Source organism: Leptolyngbya sp. NK1-12, from assembly GCF_032598965.1.
Taxonomy (GTDB): Bacteria; Cyanobacteriota; Cyanobacteriia; order Elainellales; family Elainellaceae; genus Elainella.
This window is the reverse complement of sequence record NZ_CP053586.1, coordinates 6,518,464-6,538,914: the sequence shown is the minus strand read 5'-3', so window position 1 is coordinate 6,538,914 and position 20,451 is coordinate 6,518,464. Positions and strand designations below refer to the sequence as shown.

20 protein-coding genes are annotated in these 20,451 nt (G+C 47.7%); 17 read left to right on the top strand and 3 right to left on the bottom strand.

Translation table 11 applies throughout. The features are described from left to right. The first annotated feature begins 27 nt into the window (after positions 1 to 27). The 3 genes from HJG54_RS28110 to HJG54_RS28100 all read left to right on the top strand — a co-directional run bounded on the left by HJG54_RS28110 (position 28) and on the right by HJG54_RS28100 (position 8,676). On the top strand, positions 28 to 7,119 hold the full coding sequence (locus HJG54_RS28110) for a PAS domain S-box protein (RefSeq protein WP_316432560.1): 7,092 nt from the start codon (positions 28 to 30) through the stop codon (positions 7,117 to 7,119). 7 nt (positions 7,120 to 7,126) lie between these two features. Beyond that, the gene (locus HJG54_RS28105) at positions 7,127 to 7,756 is read left to right on the top strand and encodes a response regulator transcription factor (RefSeq protein ID WP_316432558.1); all 630 of its coding nucleotides are present in this window, start codon (positions 7,127 to 7,129) and stop codon (positions 7,754 to 7,756) included. A 242-nt stretch (positions 7,757 to 7,998) separates the two neighbouring features. Next, on the top strand, positions 7,999 to 8,676 hold the full coding sequence (locus HJG54_RS28100; protein WP_316432556.1) for an isochorismatase family protein: 678 nt from the start codon (positions 7,999 to 8,001) through the stop codon (positions 8,674 to 8,676). A 128-nt stretch (positions 8,677 to 8,804) separates the two neighbouring features. On the opposite strand, the gene HJG54_RS28095 is transcribed toward HJG54_RS28100, so the two are convergent. Further along, complete coding sequence (locus tag HJG54_RS28095; protein ID WP_316432555.1) at positions 8,805 to 9,359, bottom strand: PadR family transcriptional regulator; 555 nt, start codon at positions 9,357 to 9,359, stop codon at positions 8,805 to 8,807. Positions 9,360 to 9,482: 123 nt separating this feature from the next. On the opposite strand from HJG54_RS28095, the gene HJG54_RS28090 reads away from it, so the two are divergent. The 10 genes from HJG54_RS28090 to HJG54_RS35615 all read left to right on the top strand — a co-directional run bounded on the left by HJG54_RS28090 (position 9,483) and on the right by HJG54_RS35615 (position 15,969). Further along, complete coding sequence (locus HJG54_RS28090) at positions 9,483 to 10,376, top strand: pirin family protein (RefSeq protein ID WP_316432554.1); 894 nt, start codon at positions 9,483 to 9,485, stop codon at positions 10,374 to 10,376. Further along, positions 10,369 to 10,779 (top strand): hypothetical protein, encoded by a 411-nt coding sequence (locus tag HJG54_RS28085; RefSeq protein ID WP_316432553.1) that lies wholly within the window; start codon positions 10,369 to 10,371, stop codon positions 10,777 to 10,779. The genes HJG54_RS28090 and HJG54_RS28085 overlap by 8 nt, the downstream gene beginning before the upstream one ends. A gap of 370 nt (positions 10,780 to 11,149) precedes the next feature. Next, positions 11,150 to 11,707, top strand: a complete 558-nt coding sequence (locus tag HJG54_RS28080) for a DsbA family protein (protein WP_316432552.1) — start codon at positions 11,150 to 11,152, stop codon at positions 11,705 to 11,707. A gap of 45 nt (positions 11,708 to 11,752) precedes the next feature. Further along, on the top strand, positions 11,753 to 12,616 hold the full coding sequence (locus tag HJG54_RS28075; RefSeq protein WP_316432551.1) for an alpha/beta fold hydrolase: 864 nt from the start codon (positions 11,753 to 11,755) through the stop codon (positions 12,614 to 12,616). 1 nt (position 12,617) lies between these two features. After that, positions 12,618 to 13,190, top strand: coding sequence for a TMEM175 family protein (locus HJG54_RS28070; protein ID WP_316432550.1), 573 nt, complete (start codon positions 12,618 to 12,620; stop codon positions 13,188 to 13,190). A gap of 163 nt (positions 13,191 to 13,353) precedes the next feature. Further along, positions 13,354 to 13,755 (top strand): RidA family protein, encoded by a 402-nt coding sequence (locus tag HJG54_RS28065; RefSeq protein WP_316432549.1) that lies wholly within the window; start codon positions 13,354 to 13,356, stop codon positions 13,753 to 13,755. 10 nt (positions 13,756 to 13,765) lie between these two features. After that, positions 13,766 to 14,143 (top strand): nuclear transport factor 2 family protein, encoded by a 378-nt coding sequence (locus HJG54_RS28060; protein ID WP_316432548.1) that lies wholly within the window; start codon positions 13,766 to 13,768, stop codon positions 14,141 to 14,143. A 59-nt stretch (positions 14,144 to 14,202) separates the two neighbouring features. Then, on the top strand, positions 14,203 to 15,180 hold the full coding sequence (locus HJG54_RS28055) for a zinc-dependent alcohol dehydrogenase family protein (protein WP_316432547.1): 978 nt from the start codon (positions 14,203 to 14,205) through the stop codon (positions 15,178 to 15,180). 74 nt (positions 15,181 to 15,254) lie between these two features. After that, on the top strand, positions 15,255 to 15,542 hold the full coding sequence (locus HJG54_RS28050) for a hypothetical protein (RefSeq protein ID WP_316432545.1): 288 nt from the start codon (positions 15,255 to 15,257) through the stop codon (positions 15,540 to 15,542). A 52-nt stretch (positions 15,543 to 15,594) separates the two neighbouring features. Then, on the top strand, positions 15,595 to 15,969 hold the full coding sequence (locus HJG54_RS35615; protein WP_420717302.1) for a UBP-type zinc finger domain-containing protein: 375 nt from the start codon (positions 15,595 to 15,597) through the stop codon (positions 15,967 to 15,969). Positions 15,970 to 16,269: 300 nt separating this feature from the next. On the opposite strand, the gene HJG54_RS28045 is transcribed toward HJG54_RS35615, so the two are convergent. Next, entirely contained in the window at positions 16,270 to 17,358 is a 1,089-nt protein-coding gene (locus HJG54_RS28045) for an IS110 family transposase (RefSeq protein WP_316435675.1), read from the bottom strand. A 507-nt stretch (positions 17,359 to 17,865) separates the two neighbouring features. Here HJG54_RS28045 and HJG54_RS28040 point away from each other — a divergent pair. The 4 genes from HJG54_RS28040 to HJG54_RS28025 are packed head-to-tail and all read left to right on the top strand — an operon-like array spanning position 17,866 to position 20,024. Next, positions 17,866 to 19,086: a phosphoadenosine phosphosulfate reductase family protein gene (locus tag HJG54_RS28040; RefSeq protein WP_316432543.1), complete on the top strand. Its 1,221-nt coding sequence runs from the start codon at positions 17,866 to 17,868 to the stop codon at positions 19,084 to 19,086. A 5-nt stretch (positions 19,087 to 19,091) separates the two neighbouring features. Further along, on the top strand, positions 19,092 to 19,571 hold the full coding sequence (locus tag HJG54_RS28035; RefSeq protein ID WP_316432542.1) for a PIN domain-containing protein: 480 nt from the start codon (positions 19,092 to 19,094) through the stop codon (positions 19,569 to 19,571). Continuing rightward, a complete protein-coding gene (locus tag HJG54_RS28030) occupies positions 19,552 to 19,746 on the top strand; it encodes a hypothetical protein (protein WP_316432540.1) in 195 nt (64 codons plus the stop codon). Before HJG54_RS28035 ends, HJG54_RS28030 begins: the two co-directional genes overlap by 20 nt. A gap of 26 nt (positions 19,747 to 19,772) precedes the next feature. Beyond that, entirely contained in the window at positions 19,773 to 20,024 is a 252-nt protein-coding gene (locus tag HJG54_RS28025; RefSeq protein ID WP_316432539.1) for a winged helix-turn-helix domain-containing protein, read from the top strand. Between the two features lie 27 nt (positions 20,025 to 20,051). Here HJG54_RS28025 and dndE read toward each other — a convergent pair whose 3' ends face one another. Further along, positions 20,052 to 20,447 carry a DNA sulfur modification protein DndE gene (gene dndE / locus HJG54_RS28020; RefSeq protein WP_316432537.1) on the bottom strand — a complete coding sequence of 132 codons (396 nt, stop codon included), beginning with the start codon at positions 20,445 to 20,447 and terminating at the stop codon, positions 20,052 to 20,054. Positions 20,448 to 20,451 lie beyond the last annotated feature (4 nt).

The window sequence follows — 20,451 nt, the reverse complement described above, 5'->3', positions numbered from 1 at the left end:
TCATAACATCCTTTGGGAGGGCGTTCTATGATTGCTTTATCTGGAATTGCCATCCAAAGCAAAATTTACGAAAGCTCAAATTCGCTGGTGTACCGAGGCATTAGAACGCAAGACGAGCGGGCGATCGTCGTCAAAATGCTCAAGCAAGATTATCCTTCTCCTCAAGAATTAACACGCTACCGACAGGAATATGAAATTACCCGCTCCCTCAACCTGGAAGGAGTGGTCAAGGCATACCGCCAGCAAGACTATCAACGCACGCTGGTTATTCTCTTAGAAGACTTTGGCGGTGAGTCCCTGGAGCAATGGATGCGGCAGCAATCAGGTTTCTGCCCAATGTCCTTACCTGCATTCCTGCGACTGGCGATCGCACTCACCGATATTCTGGGCAGCATTCACGCCAACACTATCATTCACAAAGATATTAATCCTGGAAACATCGTTTTCAACCCAGATACTGGCGTTGTTAAAATGATTGACTTTGGCATCGCTACCCGATTTAACCGCACGAATCCGACGTTCAAGAGCCACTATAGTTTAGAAGGCACATTAGCCTACCTGTCTCCAGAACAAACCGGGCGGATGAATCGCTCGCTCGATTACCGCACTGATTTCTACTCGCTGGGTATAACGTTTTACGAATTGCTGACTGGGCACCTGCCGTTTCCCACCACGAATCTGCTGGAACTAATCCATTGTCATATTGCCAAACAGCCTGTTCCACCTCACGAGATGAACGCAACGATTCCCAAACCCGTTTCAGATATTATTTTGAAACTGATGGCAAAAAATGCGGAGGATCGCTATCAGAGTGCTTGGGGAATCAAAGCGGATTTAGAAATCTGTGTTCACCAGTTAGAGCAAAGTGGTCAGATTGAGCGAATTGAACTGGGTCTTCAGGACGTTTCTGCTCAGTTTCAAATTCCCCAAAAACTGTATGGACGAGAAGCGGAAATTGCAGCATTATCGGCAGCTTTTGATCGAGTGGCAGGCAGGGAAACGGAGAGGGGGAGACACGGAGAAGGGGAGACGAATAATATCCCCCTGTCCTCTTCTGCCCTCGCGTCTTCCGAAATGCTGCTCGTGTCTGGCTACGCTGGAATTGGGAAATCAGCATTAGTGCAGGAACTCTACAAACCCATCACCCAAAAGCGTGGCTATTTTATCTCTGGTAAATTCGATCAATTGCAGCGCAATATTCCCTATAGCGCGATCGCCGATGCCTTGCAAAAGTTAGTACAACAACTGCTGGGTGAACCGGATGAGCAGTTGCAACAGTGGCGATCGCGTCTGCTGACGGCATTAGGGAGTAACGGACAGATCATCATTGATGTGATTCCCGAAGTAGAGCTAATTATCGGCAAGCAGCTACCCGTCCCAGAGGTGGGAGCCACAGAAGCTCAAAATCGTTTTAATCGAGTTTTCCAGCAGTTTATTCGAGTATTTTGTTCCCAAGAATATCCTCTGGTGATCTTTTTAGATGACTTACAGTGGGCGGATTCAGCCACGCTGAAGTTAATCGAACTAATGATGCTTGACGAGCAAACCCAATTTCTATTTCTGATCGGAGCCTATCGAGATAATGAAGTGAATCTAGCGCATCCACTGGCATTAACGCTGGAGCGATTGAGGAAACAAAGGGCAGTGCTTCAGGAAATCATTCTGGCACCCTTAACACTGGAGCCGTTGAGTCAGTTGATTGCCGAGACGTTGCATCAAAATACTGACACTGTGCGATCCTTAGCTGAGTTGGTATTGCATAAAACGGAGGGCAATCCTTTCTTCGTTGGCGAATTTTTGAGAATGCTGCATAGCGAAAATCTGTTGACCTTTGATGCGGCACTCTCAAGCTGGCAGTGGAATACGGCGCAGATTCAAGCCCAGAACATGACTGATAATGTGGTGGAGTTACTACTGCTGAAGTTGCAGAAACTACCAGAAGGCACCCAGCAAATGCTTCGCTTAGCTGCTTGTGTCGGGGCTGAATTTGATTTAGAGACGTTGGCGATCGTTGGTGAGCAGTCTCCTCAGGCGATTTCTCTAGATTTGCTAGCAGCGATTCAAGCTGATTTAATTCAGCCTCTCTCTGAATTAGATGAGAACTTGTTAGTTCAAGAGTATAAGTTCTTGCACGATCGCGTGCAGCAAGCAGCCTACGCCTTAATTGATGAGTCGCAGAAACAAGTGGTTCATCTGCAAATTGGTCGCAATCTCCTCAAAAAAACGTTGCCAGAACAGCTATCAGAGCGGTTGTTTAAGATTGTTGATCATCTCAATCATGGAATTGAACTTATCTCTGATCAAGCCGAACGTAATGAGATTGCTCGATTGAATTTAATAGCAGGTCAGAAAGCAAAGGCAGCAACGGCTTATGAAGCAGCTTTTAAGTATTTCACCGCAGGGATTCAACTCCTCGATACAGACAGTTGGCTTAGTGAGTATGACCTCACCTTGGCGCTGTACTCAGAAACAGCAGGAGCAGCATATCTTCACGGTCGCTTTGATCAGATGGAACAGTTAGCAGAAGTGGTACTTGATCGCGCTAAGACAGTACTTGATAAAGCGCAGATTTACGATAGCAGAATTCAAGGATATTTATCACAGGGCAACCTGAAAGAAGCACTCAAAATTGGCTTGGAAGTGTTGAAGCTCCTAGGAGTAATCTTACCAGAAAATCCAAGTGAGTTAGATGTTCGAGGCGGATTGGAGGAAACGGCTGCACGATTAGCTGAACGAGAAATTGAAGACTTGGTTAAGTTACCAGAGATGACTGCACCAGAACCGCTAGCAGCAATGTCAATCCTAGCGAATATAGGGGCTGCTGCATTCATAGTATCACCACCACTGGTGATACTGATTACCTGCAAAACGGTGAATTTATCAATCAACTACGGTAATTCTATCTGGTCACCACTGTATTATGCTGCCTACGGATTTGTTCTATGTGGAGTTGTTCAAGACATTGAACTCGGCTATAAATTTGGTCAATTGGCTCTTAGCTTGGCAGAACGATTGAATACCAAAAAAGGTAAGGCTAAAGCATTACAGTTATTTAGTGACCATGTTATGCAATGGAAAGTGCATCTTAAGGAGACGATACCACTGCTGGTTGAGGCTTATCAGGAAGGAGTGGAAACCGGAGACTTTGAAACCGCTGGTTATGCTGCATATGACGTGTGCTACAACTCGTTCTTCGTCGGTGAGGAACTCACCCAACTGGAACAGAAAACGGCAACATACAGCAAAGCGGTTGATCGAATCAGACGGGAAAGCCCCTCGACTTGGATTGCAATAGTGTGGCAGACCATTCTTAATTTGTTAGATAGGTCTGAGAATCCCAGTCGCTTAGTTGGTCGGGTGTGTAATGAAGAGGAGGCGTTATCACACGCTATTGCAGTTAAAGATGGAACTGCAATTCAAATGCTATATCTGCACAAAGTTATACTGTTTTATCTATTTGAAGAATATCATCAAGCTGTACAGACTGCTATTCTGGCAAGGAAACATTTTGAAGAAGCGACGGCAATAAAGGTTTTACCTGTATTCTGTTTCTATCATTCGCTGGCGCTTTTGAGCCTATCGCCTGATGCTTCAAACTCTGAAAAAGTAGCTTGGCTAAACTGTGTTAACACCAACCAAGAAAAGATGCAGAAATGGGCAGAACATGCTCCAATGAATTATCTACATGAATTTCATCTAGTCGAGGCAGAGAAAGCACGAGTCTTAGGGCAATTTCTTGAGGCTGAAGAGTTTTATGAACGGGCGATCGCAGGTGCTGCTGAAAATGAGTATATCCAGGAAGAAGCATTAGCTTATGAATTAGCGGCAAAACATTATCTGGCACGAGGTCGAGAGAAAATTGCTCAAACCTACATGAAAGAGGCGCACTATTGCTACGATCGCTGGGGCGCAACCGCTAAAGCTAAAGACTTAGAAACTCGCTATCCACAGTTCTTTTCCCAGTCGCCTAAAGCCGCTTCCACATCAATTCCTATTACTGCTGAAACTATCACTAATCCCTTCCACACCGCTTTCGATTTAGCAGCAGTGATGAAAGCTTCACAGGCCATTTCTCGTGAAATTGAACTGAAGCAACTGCTGCGATCACTGATGCAAATTTTAATTGAGAATGCTGGCGCACAAACCGGATATCTGATTTTAGAAAACTCAGGAGAATGGTCGATTGAAGCGGCTTGTGAACTCAATGCCGACGAGAATGCTTGTGCGACTCAGGTGTTACAGTCTATTCCAATTGCCGATCAATTGCCAGAATCAATCATTCAATATGTGATTCGGACTCTGAAGCCTGTCACCTTAAATGATGCGACTCGTGAAGGTGCTTTTCTTAATGAGCCATACATTCAACAGAACCAGCCTCAATCTATTTTCTGTTTGCCGCTGCTGAATCAAGCCAAGCTGGTCGGTGTATTGTATTTAGAAAATCGGTTAGCAGCTGGAGTATTTACACCAGAGCGATCGCAGGTCTTGCAGCTATTATCGACTCAAGCAGCGATCGCCATCGAAAATGCCAACCTTTACTCAGAACTGCGGGCTAAGGAAAGCAAGATCACCCAGTTCCTCGAAGCGATTCCGGTGGGAATTGCGATCGTGGATGCGGCGGGTCGCCCTTACTATACCAACCAATACGGCAATCAACTCACGGGCAAAGAAACTGATACTTCCATAGCACCGGAGCAGATCTCAGAGGCTTATCAGCTTTATGTAGCGGGAACGGATCAAATCTATCCAGCGGAGAGCTTGCCTATTGTGCGGGCATTAAGGGGCGAACGCATTAGGACTGAAGATATAGAAATTCGTCGAGATCATGTCACAATTCTAGTTGAGGCACGGGGAACACCAGTTTTTGATCAACAGGGCAATATCACTTATGCGATCGCTACCTTTCAGGACATTACAGAGCGTAAACAAGCCGAGAAACTCCTAGCCGACTACAACTGCACTTTAGAGAAACAGGTCGCAGAACGAACTGCTGCGTTACGACAAAGTGAGGCCAATTACCGCAACCTGCTACAAACCGCGAATTCCGTCATCATTTGCTATGACACGCAAGGACGGATTCGATACATCAACGATTATGGGGTGAAACTCCTGGGCTATGAAGAACATCAGATTGTAGGGCGAACCTTGTTTGAAACAATCATTCCAGACATCGAAACCTCTGGGCGCGATGTGAGACCCATGGTCCACGATTTACTTCGTAATCCTCAATCGTACCCGCAAGGCGAAGGTGAAAATCTGTGTCGAGACGGACGGCGAGTTTGGATGGCCTGGTCGAATCAAGCCATCTTCAATGACCAGGGAGAGGTCGTTGAAATCTTGTCGGTTGGCAATGACACTACCCAGCGTAAACAAGCAGAAGAGGCTTTACAACGCAGTGAAGCTAAGTTCCGAACTATCTTTGAAAACTCGCAGGTCGGCATCTTCCGAAACCGCCTCTCGGATGGATTAATTCTCAATGCCAATCAACGCCTTGCCAATCTGTTGGGCTTTGATTCACCAGAGGAGATCATTGGGCTGGAACACAGCATCGGCTATTTTGTAAATCCCAGCGATCGCCAACAAGCCCATGAGTTACTGAAGCGTGATGGGGAACTGCGAAGCTATGAATTCCAGATGCGAAAACGAGATGGGACAGTGTTTTGGGTACTTTCCTCTTGCTATTTGAATGAAGACGATGACTACATCGAAGGGGTGATTGCGGATATTAGCGATCGCAAACAAGCAGAAGCCGCTCTACAAACGAGTGAAGAACGATTACGCTTAGCATTAACCGCTTCAAATCAAGGACTCTACGATCTCGATTTAAAAACTGAAGAAAGAATTGTTAACCCGGAATACGCTTTAATGCTGGGCTACAATCCAGCAACATTCCACGAAACTATTTCTGAATGGATTGCTCGTTTGCATCCTGATGACAGAGAATCAGTTGTCGCAACCTACCGTGCTTACATTGCTGGAGAAATCCCCAGCTATCAAGCAGAGTATCGCCAGCGTACCCAGGATGGTCAGTGGAAATGGACTCTTTCTGTTGGCAAAATTGTTGCCTGGGACGAATCAGGTCAACCCATGCGGATGTTGGGAGTTTATACGGATATTGACGATCGCAAGCGAGCAGAAGTTGCATTGCAAGCCTCTGAAGCAGAACTGCGGGCGCTCTTCTCAGCCATTCCCGATCCGCTGTGTATCTTCGATGCTGAGGGACGATTGGTCTGTGCAATCCAAGGAAATCCGTCCTATGAAGAGTTGCATCGGGAGGAGTATATTGGCACAACACTGCATCAACTCTATGCTCAGGAAAAAGCTAATGAGTTCCTGAGTTACATTCAGCAGGCGGTGAGAACCCAACAAGTCCTCACCGTTGAGTACAGCCAATGGATCGCTGAACAAGAAACCTGGTTTTCGGCTCGCATTGCCCCGATTCAGCACGATCAGGTGATTTGGCTGGCGCGAGATATTACGCCGCAAAAGCAAGCAGAAGCAGCCTCGATTATTGAAGAACGCAACCGGATGGCACGCGAAATTCACGACACACTCGCTCAGGCGTTTACGGGCATTCTGGCTCAGGTGGGAGCGGCAAAACAGGTGCTCACGGATGATGTAGAAGCAACTGGGGCACACCTGGATCTGATCAAAGAATTGGCACGAACTGGACTGACTGAAGCGCGGCGATCGGTCGTCGCACTCCGTCCTCAGCTTTTGGAGGAGGGCAGTTTACAGAGCGCTCTCCATCATCTCGTCGCTCAACTCAGAACTGCTGCAATGGATACCACTTTATATTATGAGATCGAGGGTGCAGTGTATGCTCTATCCACTGAAGTCGAGAGTAACCTGCTACGCATTGGGCAGGAAGCATTAACCAATACAATGAGACACGCCAATGCTGACGAAATCCATGTAGAGCTAAGATACGATCGCGATCAGGTTTGCTTGCGTGTGAAAGACAATGGACAGGGCTTTGGAGTTGGGAGTATTCCATCCTCTGAGGGTTTTGGCTTACTCGGCATGAGCGAACGGGCTGAGCGTATCGGCGCACAACTCACGATTCGGAGTCAACCTGGACAAGGAACAGAAATTATTGTCACCGTCGATCGGGAGTAGCATTACAATGAGCCAAGCCACGACGATTCGGGTTCTGATTGCGGACGATCATGCCATTTTTCGGCAAGGATTAGCCACGATTATTAACCGTGACCCAGATATGAACGTGATTGCTCAAGCTGAAAATGGGGAACAAGCGATCGCACTATTTGGGGAACACCAACCAGATGTCACGCTGATGGATCTGCGAATGCCGGAAGTGGAAGGGGTTATCGCCATTGGTGCAATTTGTGCGATCGCGAAATCTGCTCGGATTATTGTCCTGACCACCTATGATAGTGACGAAGATATCTATCGGGGATTGCAGGCAGGTGCAAAAGGATATCTGTTGAAAGAAACTGAACCGGACGAGCTTCTGAATGCGATTCGTACCGTTCATCGGGGTCAGCAATATATTCCGCCTGATGTGGGGGCAAAGTTGGCACAGCGCCTCAGTAATCCAGAACTGAGTGAAAGAGAACTAGCAGTACTCCGTTCACTGGCACAGGGAATGAGTAATGCTGAGATTGCGGTGGCTTTGAGTATCGGTGAAGGCACGGTTAAATCCCACGTCAATCGGATTTTAAACAAGTTAGATGTGAGCGATCGTACCCAGGCTGTGATTGTTGCCGTTAAACGCGGCATTGTTAGTTTGTAGGGTGTACTTTCAATCGAGTTCGGATTCTAACTTAAGTTATAGCCAGTCTTATACGTTGCGATCGCATAGCTGCTCTATCAATTTGTAGTGTAAAAGAGTTAACTCGCTATAGACGACGGCTTAAAAGCAATTTCCTATATTGAATGTATTCTGAAACAAGCTGAGTCCTAAAACTGACTGCACTTCAGATAGCTAGGAAAAGATGACATTGACTGAATTTGAATCAAAAAGGGGACAAACCCATGAGCAACACCATCGACACAATGATCGATCCTAACGATGCCGTACTGCTGCTGATTGATCATCAGAGCGGACTCTTCCAACTTGTGCGTGACATCGAACTCCCAGTCCTCCGTTCCAATGTCACGGCGCTCGCCAAGACTTCCCGACTCGCCAAGATTCCGACCTTCACGACTGCTTCGGTGCCCGATGGTCCCAACGGTCCCCTGATTCCTGAAATCCACCAGCACAATCCTGACGCGGTTTACATTCCGCGCACAGGCCAGATTAACGCCTGGGATAATCCGGCTTGGGTAGACGCGATCGAGAAGACTGGGCGAAAGACTCTTCTCATCGCTGGAACTCTCACCAGTGTGTGCATGGCGTTTCCGACGCTGAGCGCACTGGCCGCTGGTTACAAGGTCTTCACGATCATTGACGCTTCCGGCAACTGGAGCCAGATGGCGACCGACCTGACTCTGGCCCGCGTCGTCCAGGCGGGAGCCATGCCCATCGACACTTACGCAGTAATCGGCGAACTCATGAACACGTGGAACCGTCCGGACGCAATGGAGTTTGCCACTGTCATGGTTGACCTCATGCCGATTTACCGCGCCCTGATGGAGAGCTATGACAAAGCTCAATCTGTGCAACGAGATGGACAGGAAACCAAGCTCGATAAGCAATTTGCAACTGTGTAAAAGTATCTAATTGCGAGGCGCACACGCGGAATAAAAAAGTGAAGGCGAGGAGTTGGTTATTAGTTCCTCGCCCCGCGTTCCCGATCAGAGTGTCCGTAACGCCCCAACAAGCGGGCTAAGTTGATTGGCTACGGATTGTTGCGATCGCGCAGCGTGTGCACAGCACGTATCGCCTTTTCCAACCAATCTAAATAAGTCTGTTCTCGTTGCTTCACCAAGTCCAAAACCAGTCGATGCAGTTTTTGTTTACGCGATGCAGTCGGATTACTCAAAGATAGAGCCTCGATCGCCTCACACTGGGCTAGCTTTTCTAGCCGTGCTTCCCGTTCCTGCTCTAGCAGATACACGATCGCCTCGTTAGGCAACTGAGCCGCAAAATAGAGTTGCACCAGCAACGACTCTCGCAACACGGGCAACGGATGATGCATCTGAAGCCAGTGGGTTAACTCTGCTTCACCTGCTTCGGTAATCCGGTAAACCTTGCGATTGGGGCGATCGTGCTGAATCTCGACGGTACAGGTAATCCACCCCTGTGACTCCAGTTTGTCTAAAGTCCGATAAATCTGTGCCTGATCTGCTGGCCACAGATGGGAAATGCAATCGTCAAAGCACTCGGTTTTGAGGTCGTAGCCTGTCCGCTCCTGTTGTTGGAGCAGACCTAGAATTACATGGGCAAGAGACATAGGCGGTTTACCGAACGAATAGGGAGGACAAGCCCAACCCATAGAATTTATATGCTTCTATGCTAATATATGATTAATCATATATGGGATAAGTCTTGTAAATATCTGCCTGGAGGCAACTGTATGACAACTCAAACTCAAACCCTCCGAACCGTTGCTGGAATCATTAATAGTGTAGAAACGCTTGAAGGAGCAGGCTTCCTGGTGCGTCGTCCCTTTCCCAAGAGCAGCTTCTCCGAGTTTGATCCCTTTCTCCTCCTCGATGAATTGGGTCCCGTAAATCTGAAGCCCGGTCAAGCAAAGGGCGCACCGGATCATCCCCATCGTGGCTTTGAAACCGTCAGTTACGTCCTGGATGGACGGCTGGAACACAAGGACTCGGTCGGTCATGCCGGACTGCTCAATCCCGGTGATGTGCAGTGGATGACCGCTGGGGCAGGCGTAGTGCATTCCGAAATGCCAGAAGCTGAGTTTACTCGCACGGGTGGGCGACTGCACGGCATTCAACTCTGGGTCAACTTGCCGCAGCGGGACAAGATGATTGCTCCTCGCTATCAAGAAATTCCATCAGCGCAGATTCCGGTGGCTCAGACCAAAGATGGGTCTGTGACAGTGCGCGTGATTGCGGGAGAAGCGTTGGGGGCGAAAGCGGTGATTGAAACTCGCACCCCGATGATCTACCTGCACTTCACGCTCCAACCAGGCGCAAGCATTGTTCAACCCATACCGAAAGAGTACAACGCCTTTGCTTATATCCTCGATGGGTCTGGTTTGTTTGGCCCTGAGCAGGAACGGGGTGAGGATGGGCAAATGGTGATTTTTGCACCGGATGGGGAGGAAGTGGCGATAGCCAATCCTGCGGATGCCACCCAACCCCTTGATCTACTGCTGATTGCTGGAGTGCCGCTGAATGAACCTGTGGTGCGCTATGGTCCCTTTGTGATGAACACTGAAGCCGAAATCCTGCAAGCGATCGACGATTACCGGAATGGAAGGATGGGACATATTTATGCTTAACACGCTTCAACACCGCATTACCCAAGATCAACTGCTGACCAATATACGCATCAAGCTATTGCATTTGCATAAACTGTTGTTGGATACAGAGCGTATTCGTTACGAACAGGTGCGCGGACAGGTCTCTAAAGGTGAGTTGCTGCAACTGGTGATCAATCACGATCAATTTGCCTGGTTACATCACCTTTCAGAATTGATTGTGCAAATTGATGAGTTAATCCACTCGGATGAGCCTGTCACCTCGGAGGCGATCGCTGCTCTCATTGCTGATGTTCGAATTCTACTCATACCTGATGAAGCCGGAAATGACTTTGCTGTGAAGTATGATGCGGCGTTTCAACGCAACCCCGATGTAGTGCTAGCTCATGCTGATTTGAACGCACTGCTAGCAACTAAAGTTTAACTCTAAATTTGCTAGTCCATGCTGATTTAGTCACACTGCTAGCGACTGAAGTTTAACGATAAATTGAGCAGTTCGTTCAGATTCAATTTACTCTGGACGAACTGCTTTTATGCATTGTATTTACTGAATCGTAAGCACTCGCGGCGTGTTCAGATGTTTATTGATTTCCCCGATTCTAACTTAAGTTATAGTCAGCCTTATACTCTACGATTGTATGGTTGCTCTATCAATTTATACTGCAAAAATTTTAACTTGCTGTAGACGACAGCTTGAAGGTGATCACTTACATTGAATTTATGCAAACAGTCATGAAGGCAATGAATTGAGCAAGTTAATTGCAAAGTTCCATGCTTGATGCAGATGTAGAAGGATGAACGACGATCGTAACCACAGTTCCTTACTTGTACCACCTTCAACCCAAGATCATATTCAAGGTGTGTTGAGTGCCAAGGTAGTGCTGGTGATGTATGGAGACTATCAATGCTCTAGAAGTGCGAACGTTTACAAGCTGATTAAAGTGCTCGACCGAGAACTGAGTGCTTCTTTAGGAGAAGATTATTTATGCTTTATCTTCCGCCATTTTCCACAAGCACAGATTCATCCTCATGCTCAACGAGCAGCCCAAGCTGCCGAATCCGCCGCTACCCAAGGACAGTTTTGGTTAATGAGTGATACTTTATTTAACCATCAACAAAAATTGGAGAATGGTTATCTTGTCGAGTATGCCAATGATTTAGGGCTTGATATTCCTCAGTTTCTCAAAGACTTGCCTAAACAAGTGCATGTCGATCGCATCAATGAAGACATCGAAGGCGGAATCCAGAGTGGAGTAACAACTACTCCAGCCCTGTTTATCAATGGAATTCGGTATATCGGACACTGGAACACGATGGAGTTGATGGCAGCCATGATTGCTGCAAGTCATTAAGTTAAATCGGACAAGAATCCAATGCAGTATTTACAGGAGATTGCAATGCCTTACGTTACTGTTGGTCAAGAAAATTCTGCAACCATTGATCTCTACTATGAAGATCTGGGAACAGGTCAACCGATTGTTCTCATTCATGGATTTCCCCTCAACGGTCATTCCTGGGAAAAGCAGACCTTAGTGCTGCTGAATGCAGGCTATCGAGTCATTACCTACGATCGCCGAGGCTTTGGGGCTTCTAGCCAACCCTCGTTTGGCTATGACTACGATACCTTTGCCGCAGATTTGAACGTGCTGATGACCAAACTTGACTTGCGTGATGCGGTTCTGGTTGGCTTCTCAATGGGAACAGGTGAAGTCACGCGCTACCTCGGCAAATACGGCTCAGAGCGGGTGCAGAAAGCTGTGCTGATGGCTCCCGTGCCGCCCTTCCTACTGAAGACCGATGATAATCCTGAAGGTGTCGATCAAAGCGTTTTCGATGGCATTATGAAAGCGATCGTTGCAGATCGTCCCGCTTACTTTTCTGCATTTTTCAAAGAATTCTTCAATGTGGATGTATTGCTGGGTGAGCGGATTAGTAATGAAGCAATTCAGGCAAGTTGGAATGTGGCAGCAGGGTCTTCTGCGAAAGCGACTTTGGATTGCGTCCCTTCCTGGCTCACCGATTTCCGCGACGATCTGCCCCGCATCGATGTACCAACCTTGATCATTCATGGTGATGCCGATCGCATTTTGCCGCTTGAGTCCACCGCAGCAAGACTGCCGAAGCTAATTAAAAACAGTCAACTGGTTGTTATTCCTGGCGGACCACACGCCATCAATTGGACTCACGCTGATCAGGTCAATCCCCTGTTACTGGACTTTCTTCAGGGCGTGAATTCATCAATTTTAGCAGGGGCATATTGACATGGAAAAAGGAAGATTGACAGCATTCAGTGATGGTGTCATCGCAATCATCATCACAATCATGGTACTGGAGTTGAAGGTGCCTCATGGAGATAATTTAGCTGCATTACGTCCGCTAATTCCCTCATTTCTAAGCTACATCCTTAGCTTTATCAATTTGGGAATTTATTGGAATAACCACCACCACTTATTTCAGGTCGTGCAATATGTCAGCGGTCGAGTTTTATGGGCTAATTTGCATTTGCTATTCTGGCTGTCACTTATTCCTTTTGTCACCGCCTGGATGGGCGAAAATTACTTCACTGCTTTACCTGTTGCCTTTTATGGGGGTGTGCTGTTGTTCAGCGCCATTGCTTATTTAATTCTGACGATGACTCTGATTGTTCACCACGGCCAAGGCTCAATGATCGCGACTGCTATCGGGAGAGATTTTAAGGGGAAGGTATCAGTGGCGATTTATGCCATATCGATTCTCCTCGCCTTTGCTAATTCATGGTTAGCTTTTAGTCTCTATGTGTTAGTAACAATGATGTGGTTGATTCCAGATCGCCGGATTGAGAAAGCAATGCGCTGATCAAAGTATCGTCAGACTGCCCTCTATGCCAATAACCTGCAAGATTGACAATGAAGCTCAATCGCATAGACTCGCTCAATTTGCTCATCTCAGAAGTCATCACATGACTATCACAGCACTCCATCTCATTCACGATGTCAAACGTACTCAACAAAGGAACACCATGAATAAACCAAAGTTTTTTGTCACCCCTGGTTATGGGGAACATATGCTGAATGAATTGCATTACTCGCAAGCCGTAAAAATTGGCGATCGCGTGGAGATATCAGGTCAAGGCGGTTGGGACGACAATCTGCAAATTCCCGAATCGCTTGCGGACGAGATTACTCAGGCGTTTCGGAACGTAGAGCGAACTTTGGCGACTGCTGGGGCAAGTTGGGAGCATGTTGTCCATGTCAATTCTTACCATGTTGGTGGGTTTCCCCCAGAAGTTAACGATGTGATGGTCAAGCTATATCGCCAGTACATGCCCAACCACGCCCCAATTTGGACACAGGTAGGAGTCGCGGCGCTTGGACTGCCAACAATGCGAATTGAAATCCGCGTGACTGCAATCACGAGCTAAAAGAATTCAAATGTCAGAGAACAATAAAGCGGTCTTAGAAGCGGCAAACGCAGCCATCACCGAAGGTAACAATGAAGGATTCTTGTCGTTCTGCACCGACGACATGGAATGGACGTTTGTAGGCGACAAGACCCTGAAAGGGAAAGAAGCTGTACGCTGCTGGATGGCAACAGCGTACATCGAGCCGCCGAAGTTTGCGGTCGATCACTTAATCGCTGAGGGTGATTTCGTCACGGCACTTGGCAACATCACAATGAAGGACGAAGACGGGAAAGCGGCTCATTACTCATACTGCGATGTCTGGCGCTTTCGCGGCGGCAAGATTGTCGAATTAAGAGCTTTCGTCATCAAAACCGAGACCAAGGATGAAACCAGCAGCGCGGCGTAAATAATCTGCAAAAGTCAGAATGTATTTTTGCAAAACAAAGTGTTCTTAAGGAGGCTGGTATGGAGTACATGAAAGCTGCGGTACTAACTGCTTTTGGTGGAGCTGAGGTGTTTAAATTTCAAACCATACCGAAGCCAGTTCCAAAAGCGACCCAAGTTCTGGTAAAAGTATATGCGACCTCGGTCGATCCCATTGATTATCAAACTCGTCGGGGTGATTACAAAGATTTAGTTCGGCTCCCTGCAATTATCGGAGTTGATGTTTCGGGTGTGATTGAAGCCATTGGAGAGGCAGTAACCCGTTTCCAGGTCGGAGATGAAGTTTACTACTCACCCCAAATTTTTGACGAGTTTGGTAGTTATGCTCAATACCACGTTGCAGAGGAAAGCATTGTTGCAGTTAAGCCGATTAATTTGACCCATGTTGAGGCAGCGTGCTTGCCGTTGGCAGGAGGAACCGCCTGGGATTGCCTTGTAACCAGAGGGAATTTACAAGTCGGTGAAACAGTTCTAATTCATGCTGGAGCGGGTGGAGTTGGTTCGATCGCAATTCAACTGGCGAAAGCAATGGGTGCTTATGTATATACAACATGCAGTGCAGAAAACTTTGATTTCGTTAAGAAGCTGGGTGCAGATTATCCCATCGACTACAAGCATGAAAATTATATTGAAGTGATTGGGCGAGAAACGAATGGTCGCGGTGTTGATCTGGTTTTAGACACGGTTGGAGGAGACACGATTGGACGTAGCTCAGAGGTGATTCGTCCATTTGGCAAACTTGTCACAATTGTCGATATTGCAACTCCTCAAACACTTCTTGATGCTTGGGGTAAGAATTTGACGATTCACTTCGTTTTAAGTCCCCAGTATAGAGACAAATTGGACGCACTGAGGAACCTGATTGAACGCGATCAGATTCGACCCGTCATTGATTCAGTTCTGCCTTGGAGCGACATCATTCAAGCTCATCAACGTTTAGAAAAGGGAGGAATGCGAGGCAAGATTGTCCTGCAATTGGTTGATATGGAATCACAGTGAATTGATTCATCAACCAATCAAATCACGATGGTTCCTTGAAGTGAAGTCAACTCTAGAAGTTTAAGGTGGATAACATGATTAAGTGCAAAGATTTTGCGCCTCGGATTACGGAACGGGGACCCTTCGGCGGAGCTTCCGAGTATGAATCCTTCTCTGAGGTTGTGAGTGCTGCGAATCAGTGGATTGAGCAGACAACGATACAGGTGATCAATGTGGAAACTGTTGTGTTACCCGATCGCATCGAAGGCACCAGTGATGGTGACTACGGATTGGCGGTCAGTAATAGTTTTCACCCAGTGGTGATTAGTCAAGGCGTGACCGTCAATTGCTTTCAATGTGTGCGCGTCTGGTACAGAGAATGAGTTTGATCGGAGAAAACATGAAACTTGCTGCCGAGATTGGCGACAAGATTTTATGCCCCTCTGTAGCCTTACCCTTTGCTGCCACATTGGATTTAGGTTGAATAGAACAACGGATAAGCGACAAGTAAACACGTGCTTAATTTGGAGCCATATGAGTTGCAAACATCTCAACAATCTGACTGCTGAAACCCTCATTTCTAAAGCAAACTATCCAATATTCCGCTGTGAAGAATGCACGCGGATCAATAGTCGCTGGGTACACCTCCGCATTTGCCAAACCTGTGGAAAGATGCTGTGTTGTGACTCTTCTGAACATCAACATGCTCGCCGTCACTATGAGGAAACCGGACACCCGATCGTTAGCTCGGCTGAATTGGGAGAACAGTGGTTATGGTGCTTTGTCCATCAGCAGGGAAAGGACTATTGAAGCGATTTTGATATCATTTAGCTCTCTTCCGATAGACGAATGTTTGACAATGAGTATGATCTGGCAATGACGGTCATCGACGGCATGACCGCTCGCAGTCAAACAGGGGAGTACAAGTTAGAGCGTTTTAAGTTTAATCCCGCCTAGCTACTTAGTTGCCAGCCGCATAATATGCCCTGAGGCTGACAGCAGTCAAGAAACTGTCTAGAGGGCGAGTTGTGCAACTAAAGGCGATCCCTTCTTTTTGAGCGCCAGCAAGTACTTTGCCTCATCGTAGGGTTTCCTGTCCTGCCAGCAACGCTAGATAATCCTGATCCACTTGAACGCCAATGCCCGCATTGCCTCCTGGTGCGTCTTGCCTTTGCGCTTCTGCGCCTCATAGAACGCCTTTGCCCAGAACGAATGCTGCCTTGACTGCTCGGCCCACTCGACAAAGCTTTGGCGTAAAAACTTGGGGCAAGACCATCGCCAATGGACCCAGTCCTTCTTGCCACTGCGCTCTGTCACTGGAGCAATGCCTGCATACTGCAACAAATCTTGGGCACGACTAAAACGAGAGCGTTCTTCGCCAAACGCCAAGAGTAGTCGAGGAGCAAGATGTTCTCCTGCTCCAGGTAATGCGGCAAACAAATCAGCATCGGGCATTTGTGCAAACAATTGCTCAATGGTCTGATTGAATTGTTCAATACTAAATAGTAGTGTCCGTAACTGTATTGCTAACGCTTTGATAATCATCTTTGATGGTTCAATGATCGCTCTATCGCTCGTCAGTGGTGTTGATAATTTAATCTTTTCTATTCGTTTAGCATTCGTTTTTGTGTACCTACAGCGGTGCAAAATGAAAAACTGGTTCAGTGTTTCTGGCTCTGCTTGCTGCGCTGCTTCAAGCGTTGAGTATTGAGTGAGAAAATCGCAAAATACCAGGGTATTCTTATCTCTAAACCATTCCAATACTTGGGGATAGTAGCCCTTGAGCACGTCGGTGATGCGGTTCGTCAAACGCACTCCATCATCGACAAACTTGCGCCGCCACTCCACGAGTTTTTGTAGTTCTCGAATTTGCGAACTACCAGGTTGCCAGGCTGTGAGTTTATCTCGGTGTTTGAGCAGCAATTCCAACAAAATGTACGCATCTGTTGGGTCATCTTTAGCACGAGAGGGTGTGAAAGCACGACGGTATTTTGCCACGGTTTGTGGATTGACTGGAAACAAAACGATGAAGTCATATTGACAAAGCGCATAAATCAAAGCACCCTGCTTCTGTTCAGTGCACAGAGCAACCTTCTGTCCTTCAAATCGCTGCCTGAGTTGGGCAACCCAAGCATGGATAGCTTCTGGGGTATGAGCTACCACACTCAACTCAACCTTATCGCTGTCTACTGCTTGCAGAGCAACATCGTGCTTTTTGTCTGACCAATTGAGACCGATCCAAACCGCTCCGCCATCACCTCCAAATTTCCCAGGCTCAACAGCATCAAATCCGCTGCGGTACAGGCTTGCTGATAGTTGCCGAATGCTTCAGCGCAGAGAGGGCAGAGACATGAACGTAAAGGGCACCAGGGAGGCGTTTGCCAATTGGAGAGCGTTTTGTGCTTTGCGCAACTTCGGAGAAATCGCAGCACCTCACATTCTCAGCAAATTGCTGAGCAATCGACGTTGAAGCACACGTTGCTGACCCTACACTGTCCATAGAGCTTTACCCAGACGCTAAAACCAGCATAGGGTATTCATTCGTTGGTGGAGCAGGACGATTTTAGGTACGGCTATACTAAAGCAAACTCTTAACAATCACCTAGCGTATCAGACACTAAATCTAGATCTCTAACCTCCATATCTGGCGTAAGCTCCAAAATTTCTGTTATTGTTAGGAGCCAGTGGAAAACAAAAGCCCGATTCATGAGAACCCTGAGCCTGTTTGAGGAGGATCGCCTGACGCTGCCGAAAAGCATCGAGCTGTCGGCAGAATCACTGCGTCACTATGGCGATCTTTACAAACACTGGGCGATCGCCTTCTCTGGAGGCAAGGATTCCTCAGCCACCGTTACCCTCGTTGCTCATCTGATCGAAACAGGTCAAATTGCCAAGCCCGAAAGCTTAACGGTTCTTTATGCCGATACTCGCCAGGAGTTGCCGCCGCTCCATGTGAGTGCGCTCAATATTCTGGATGCTCTGCGCGAACGGCTTCAACCTCACTTCCAGGAAGGCGGTTTCGAGACTCGCGTTGTTCAGCCCGACCTGGATTACCGCTATTTTGTCTACATATTAGGGCGTGGAGTACCGCCACCCTCCAACACGTTTCGCTGGTGTACGCCCAAGCTGAAAGTGATGAGCATGGAGCGGGAGTTGGAATCGTTACGCCAAGAGCGGGGCGAGAAATTCCTGATGCTGACAGGAGTGCGAATTGGCGAAAGTGCAGCTCGCGACCAGCGAATCGCCGTAAGCTGCACGAAGGATGGTGGGGAGTGTGGGCAGGGATGGTTCCAGCATTCGGCGACCGGTGCCGTGGCAGACACTCTGGCTCCAATCGTTCATTGGCGGGTGTGCCATGTCTGGGATTGGTTGCTTCAGGCTGACCTGGAATTAGGTTTTCCGACTTTTGAAATCGCCAGAATTTACGGTCAGGAAGTCAGCGACGGAGAGGAGCCACTCAACGCTAGGACGGGCTGTATCGGTTGTCCCCTCGTTCAGAAGGATGCTGCCCTCGATCGCCTGATTGCTCAACCGGAATGGTCCTATCTTGCTCCCCTGCAAAAACTGAGACCTCTGTACTGGGAAGTGAGAAAGCCGCAGTACCGGCTCCGCAAGCATGGGGAGATCAATAAGAACGGTTCTCTAGCAGCTAAGCAGAATCGGTTGGGGCCGTTAACTTTGGATGCCCGACGCTGGATGCTGAAGCAGGTTTTGGGCATTCAGGCGGAAGTGAGTGAGGTGGCGCGATCGCTCGGCAAGCCAGAACTCAGCCTGATTAACGACGAAGAACTGGCGCGGATTGAAGAACTGATTGCGGCGAAAACCTATCCTGAAAAGTGGGATGGAACGGAGCATCGAGGCGATGAGTGGCTGCCTGAGATTTTACCCGATGGGAGTGTTCAGCCCTTTCTATTCGATAACTTTTAACCACGATGCCGCGTCTCTATCTCGATGTTTGCTGTTTTAACCGTCCCTTCGATGATCAGAGCCAAGCTCGTATTCGAGTAGAAACTGAAGCTGTTTTAGCCGTTTTGGAGCGGTGCGAGACGGGGGAATGGGAACTGGTTATTAGCGAGATGGTTGAAATTGAGGTGGCTCAAATTGCTGATCCAGAGCGACGACAGAGGATTGAGGAAGCAATGCTGATGGCGCGATCGCGCATTATCGTCGATGATGTGATCGCCAATCGGGGTGAGGAGCTTCAAAATCTGGGCTTTCAAGGATTCGATGCCATTCATCTGTCTTGTGCTGAATTTGCCCAGGTGAATGTTTTTTTATCAACAGATGATCGATTATTAAGAAGGGCGGCTCGATATGGCAGTTCCCTTACTGTAGCTGTAGAAAACCCCGCTCTATGGCTGATTGCAACACTTCAAACAGGAGACTCTGATAATGACCCCAGTGGAGCTTAGACGACAAGGTTTGGCGGCGTTGCGTAAGGAACTCGGCTACGTCGGCATGGTGCGTTTTTTACATCAGTTTGATGCAGGGAGTGGTGACTATACGAAGGAGCGTCACCAGTGGCAAGACGGGCTGACGGTAGCAGACTTGGTATTGCAAATTAAGGAACGTCGCAATCAAGCATAGTTTACTAGAAGGTGTGAAAGGCATTTATGGAGAAGCAAACGATTGCTCAGGCAGCCATCGAGGTGCTAAAAGAAGCAAAACAGCCGATGACAGCAGCCGAAATTACTCAGGTCATCTTGGATAAGGGGCTGTATACCTTTAACACAAAAGATCCAAGGGCAATGGTACGTGGGGCGATCGAGCGTCGCTGTGATGGCGGAAACCCGAAAACAACAGTTACTCCAACCTACTTTAAGAAACAAGCAGAAGGTAAGTATGTCCTGAAGTCGTTGTCCTGATGGATGTGCTCAAAGAGCAGGCTTTGCCTAGCGATGACTGGCAATCATTGAGGTCCGAATGATGCTCTCAACCCCCTTCATTGTTGAGTCGGCGGCTAAGTATCCAATACCACGATGTAGGTGTAGACGAAATTGAGTTGCTAACACTTCTGGATCGGTGCCCATGCCATCTTTGTAACAACGTTGTCTTAGCGCGATCGCCAGTAAGTCCCCAATTCCCCCTCCAAATATTTGCCAAGTCATCTCCACATTGCTATCAGCAGGGATCGCGATAGGCGATGGGGGAGTAGGTTCTGCTAGAGAGCGGCAGAACGCCCATCGACAAAGAATATTCCACTGATCGATCTTGGTAGTACGCTTGAGCTTAATCAGTTGATCCTTGGCAGCTTGAGAAATACGAACTCGTTCGACAGGGGGTTCCATAGGC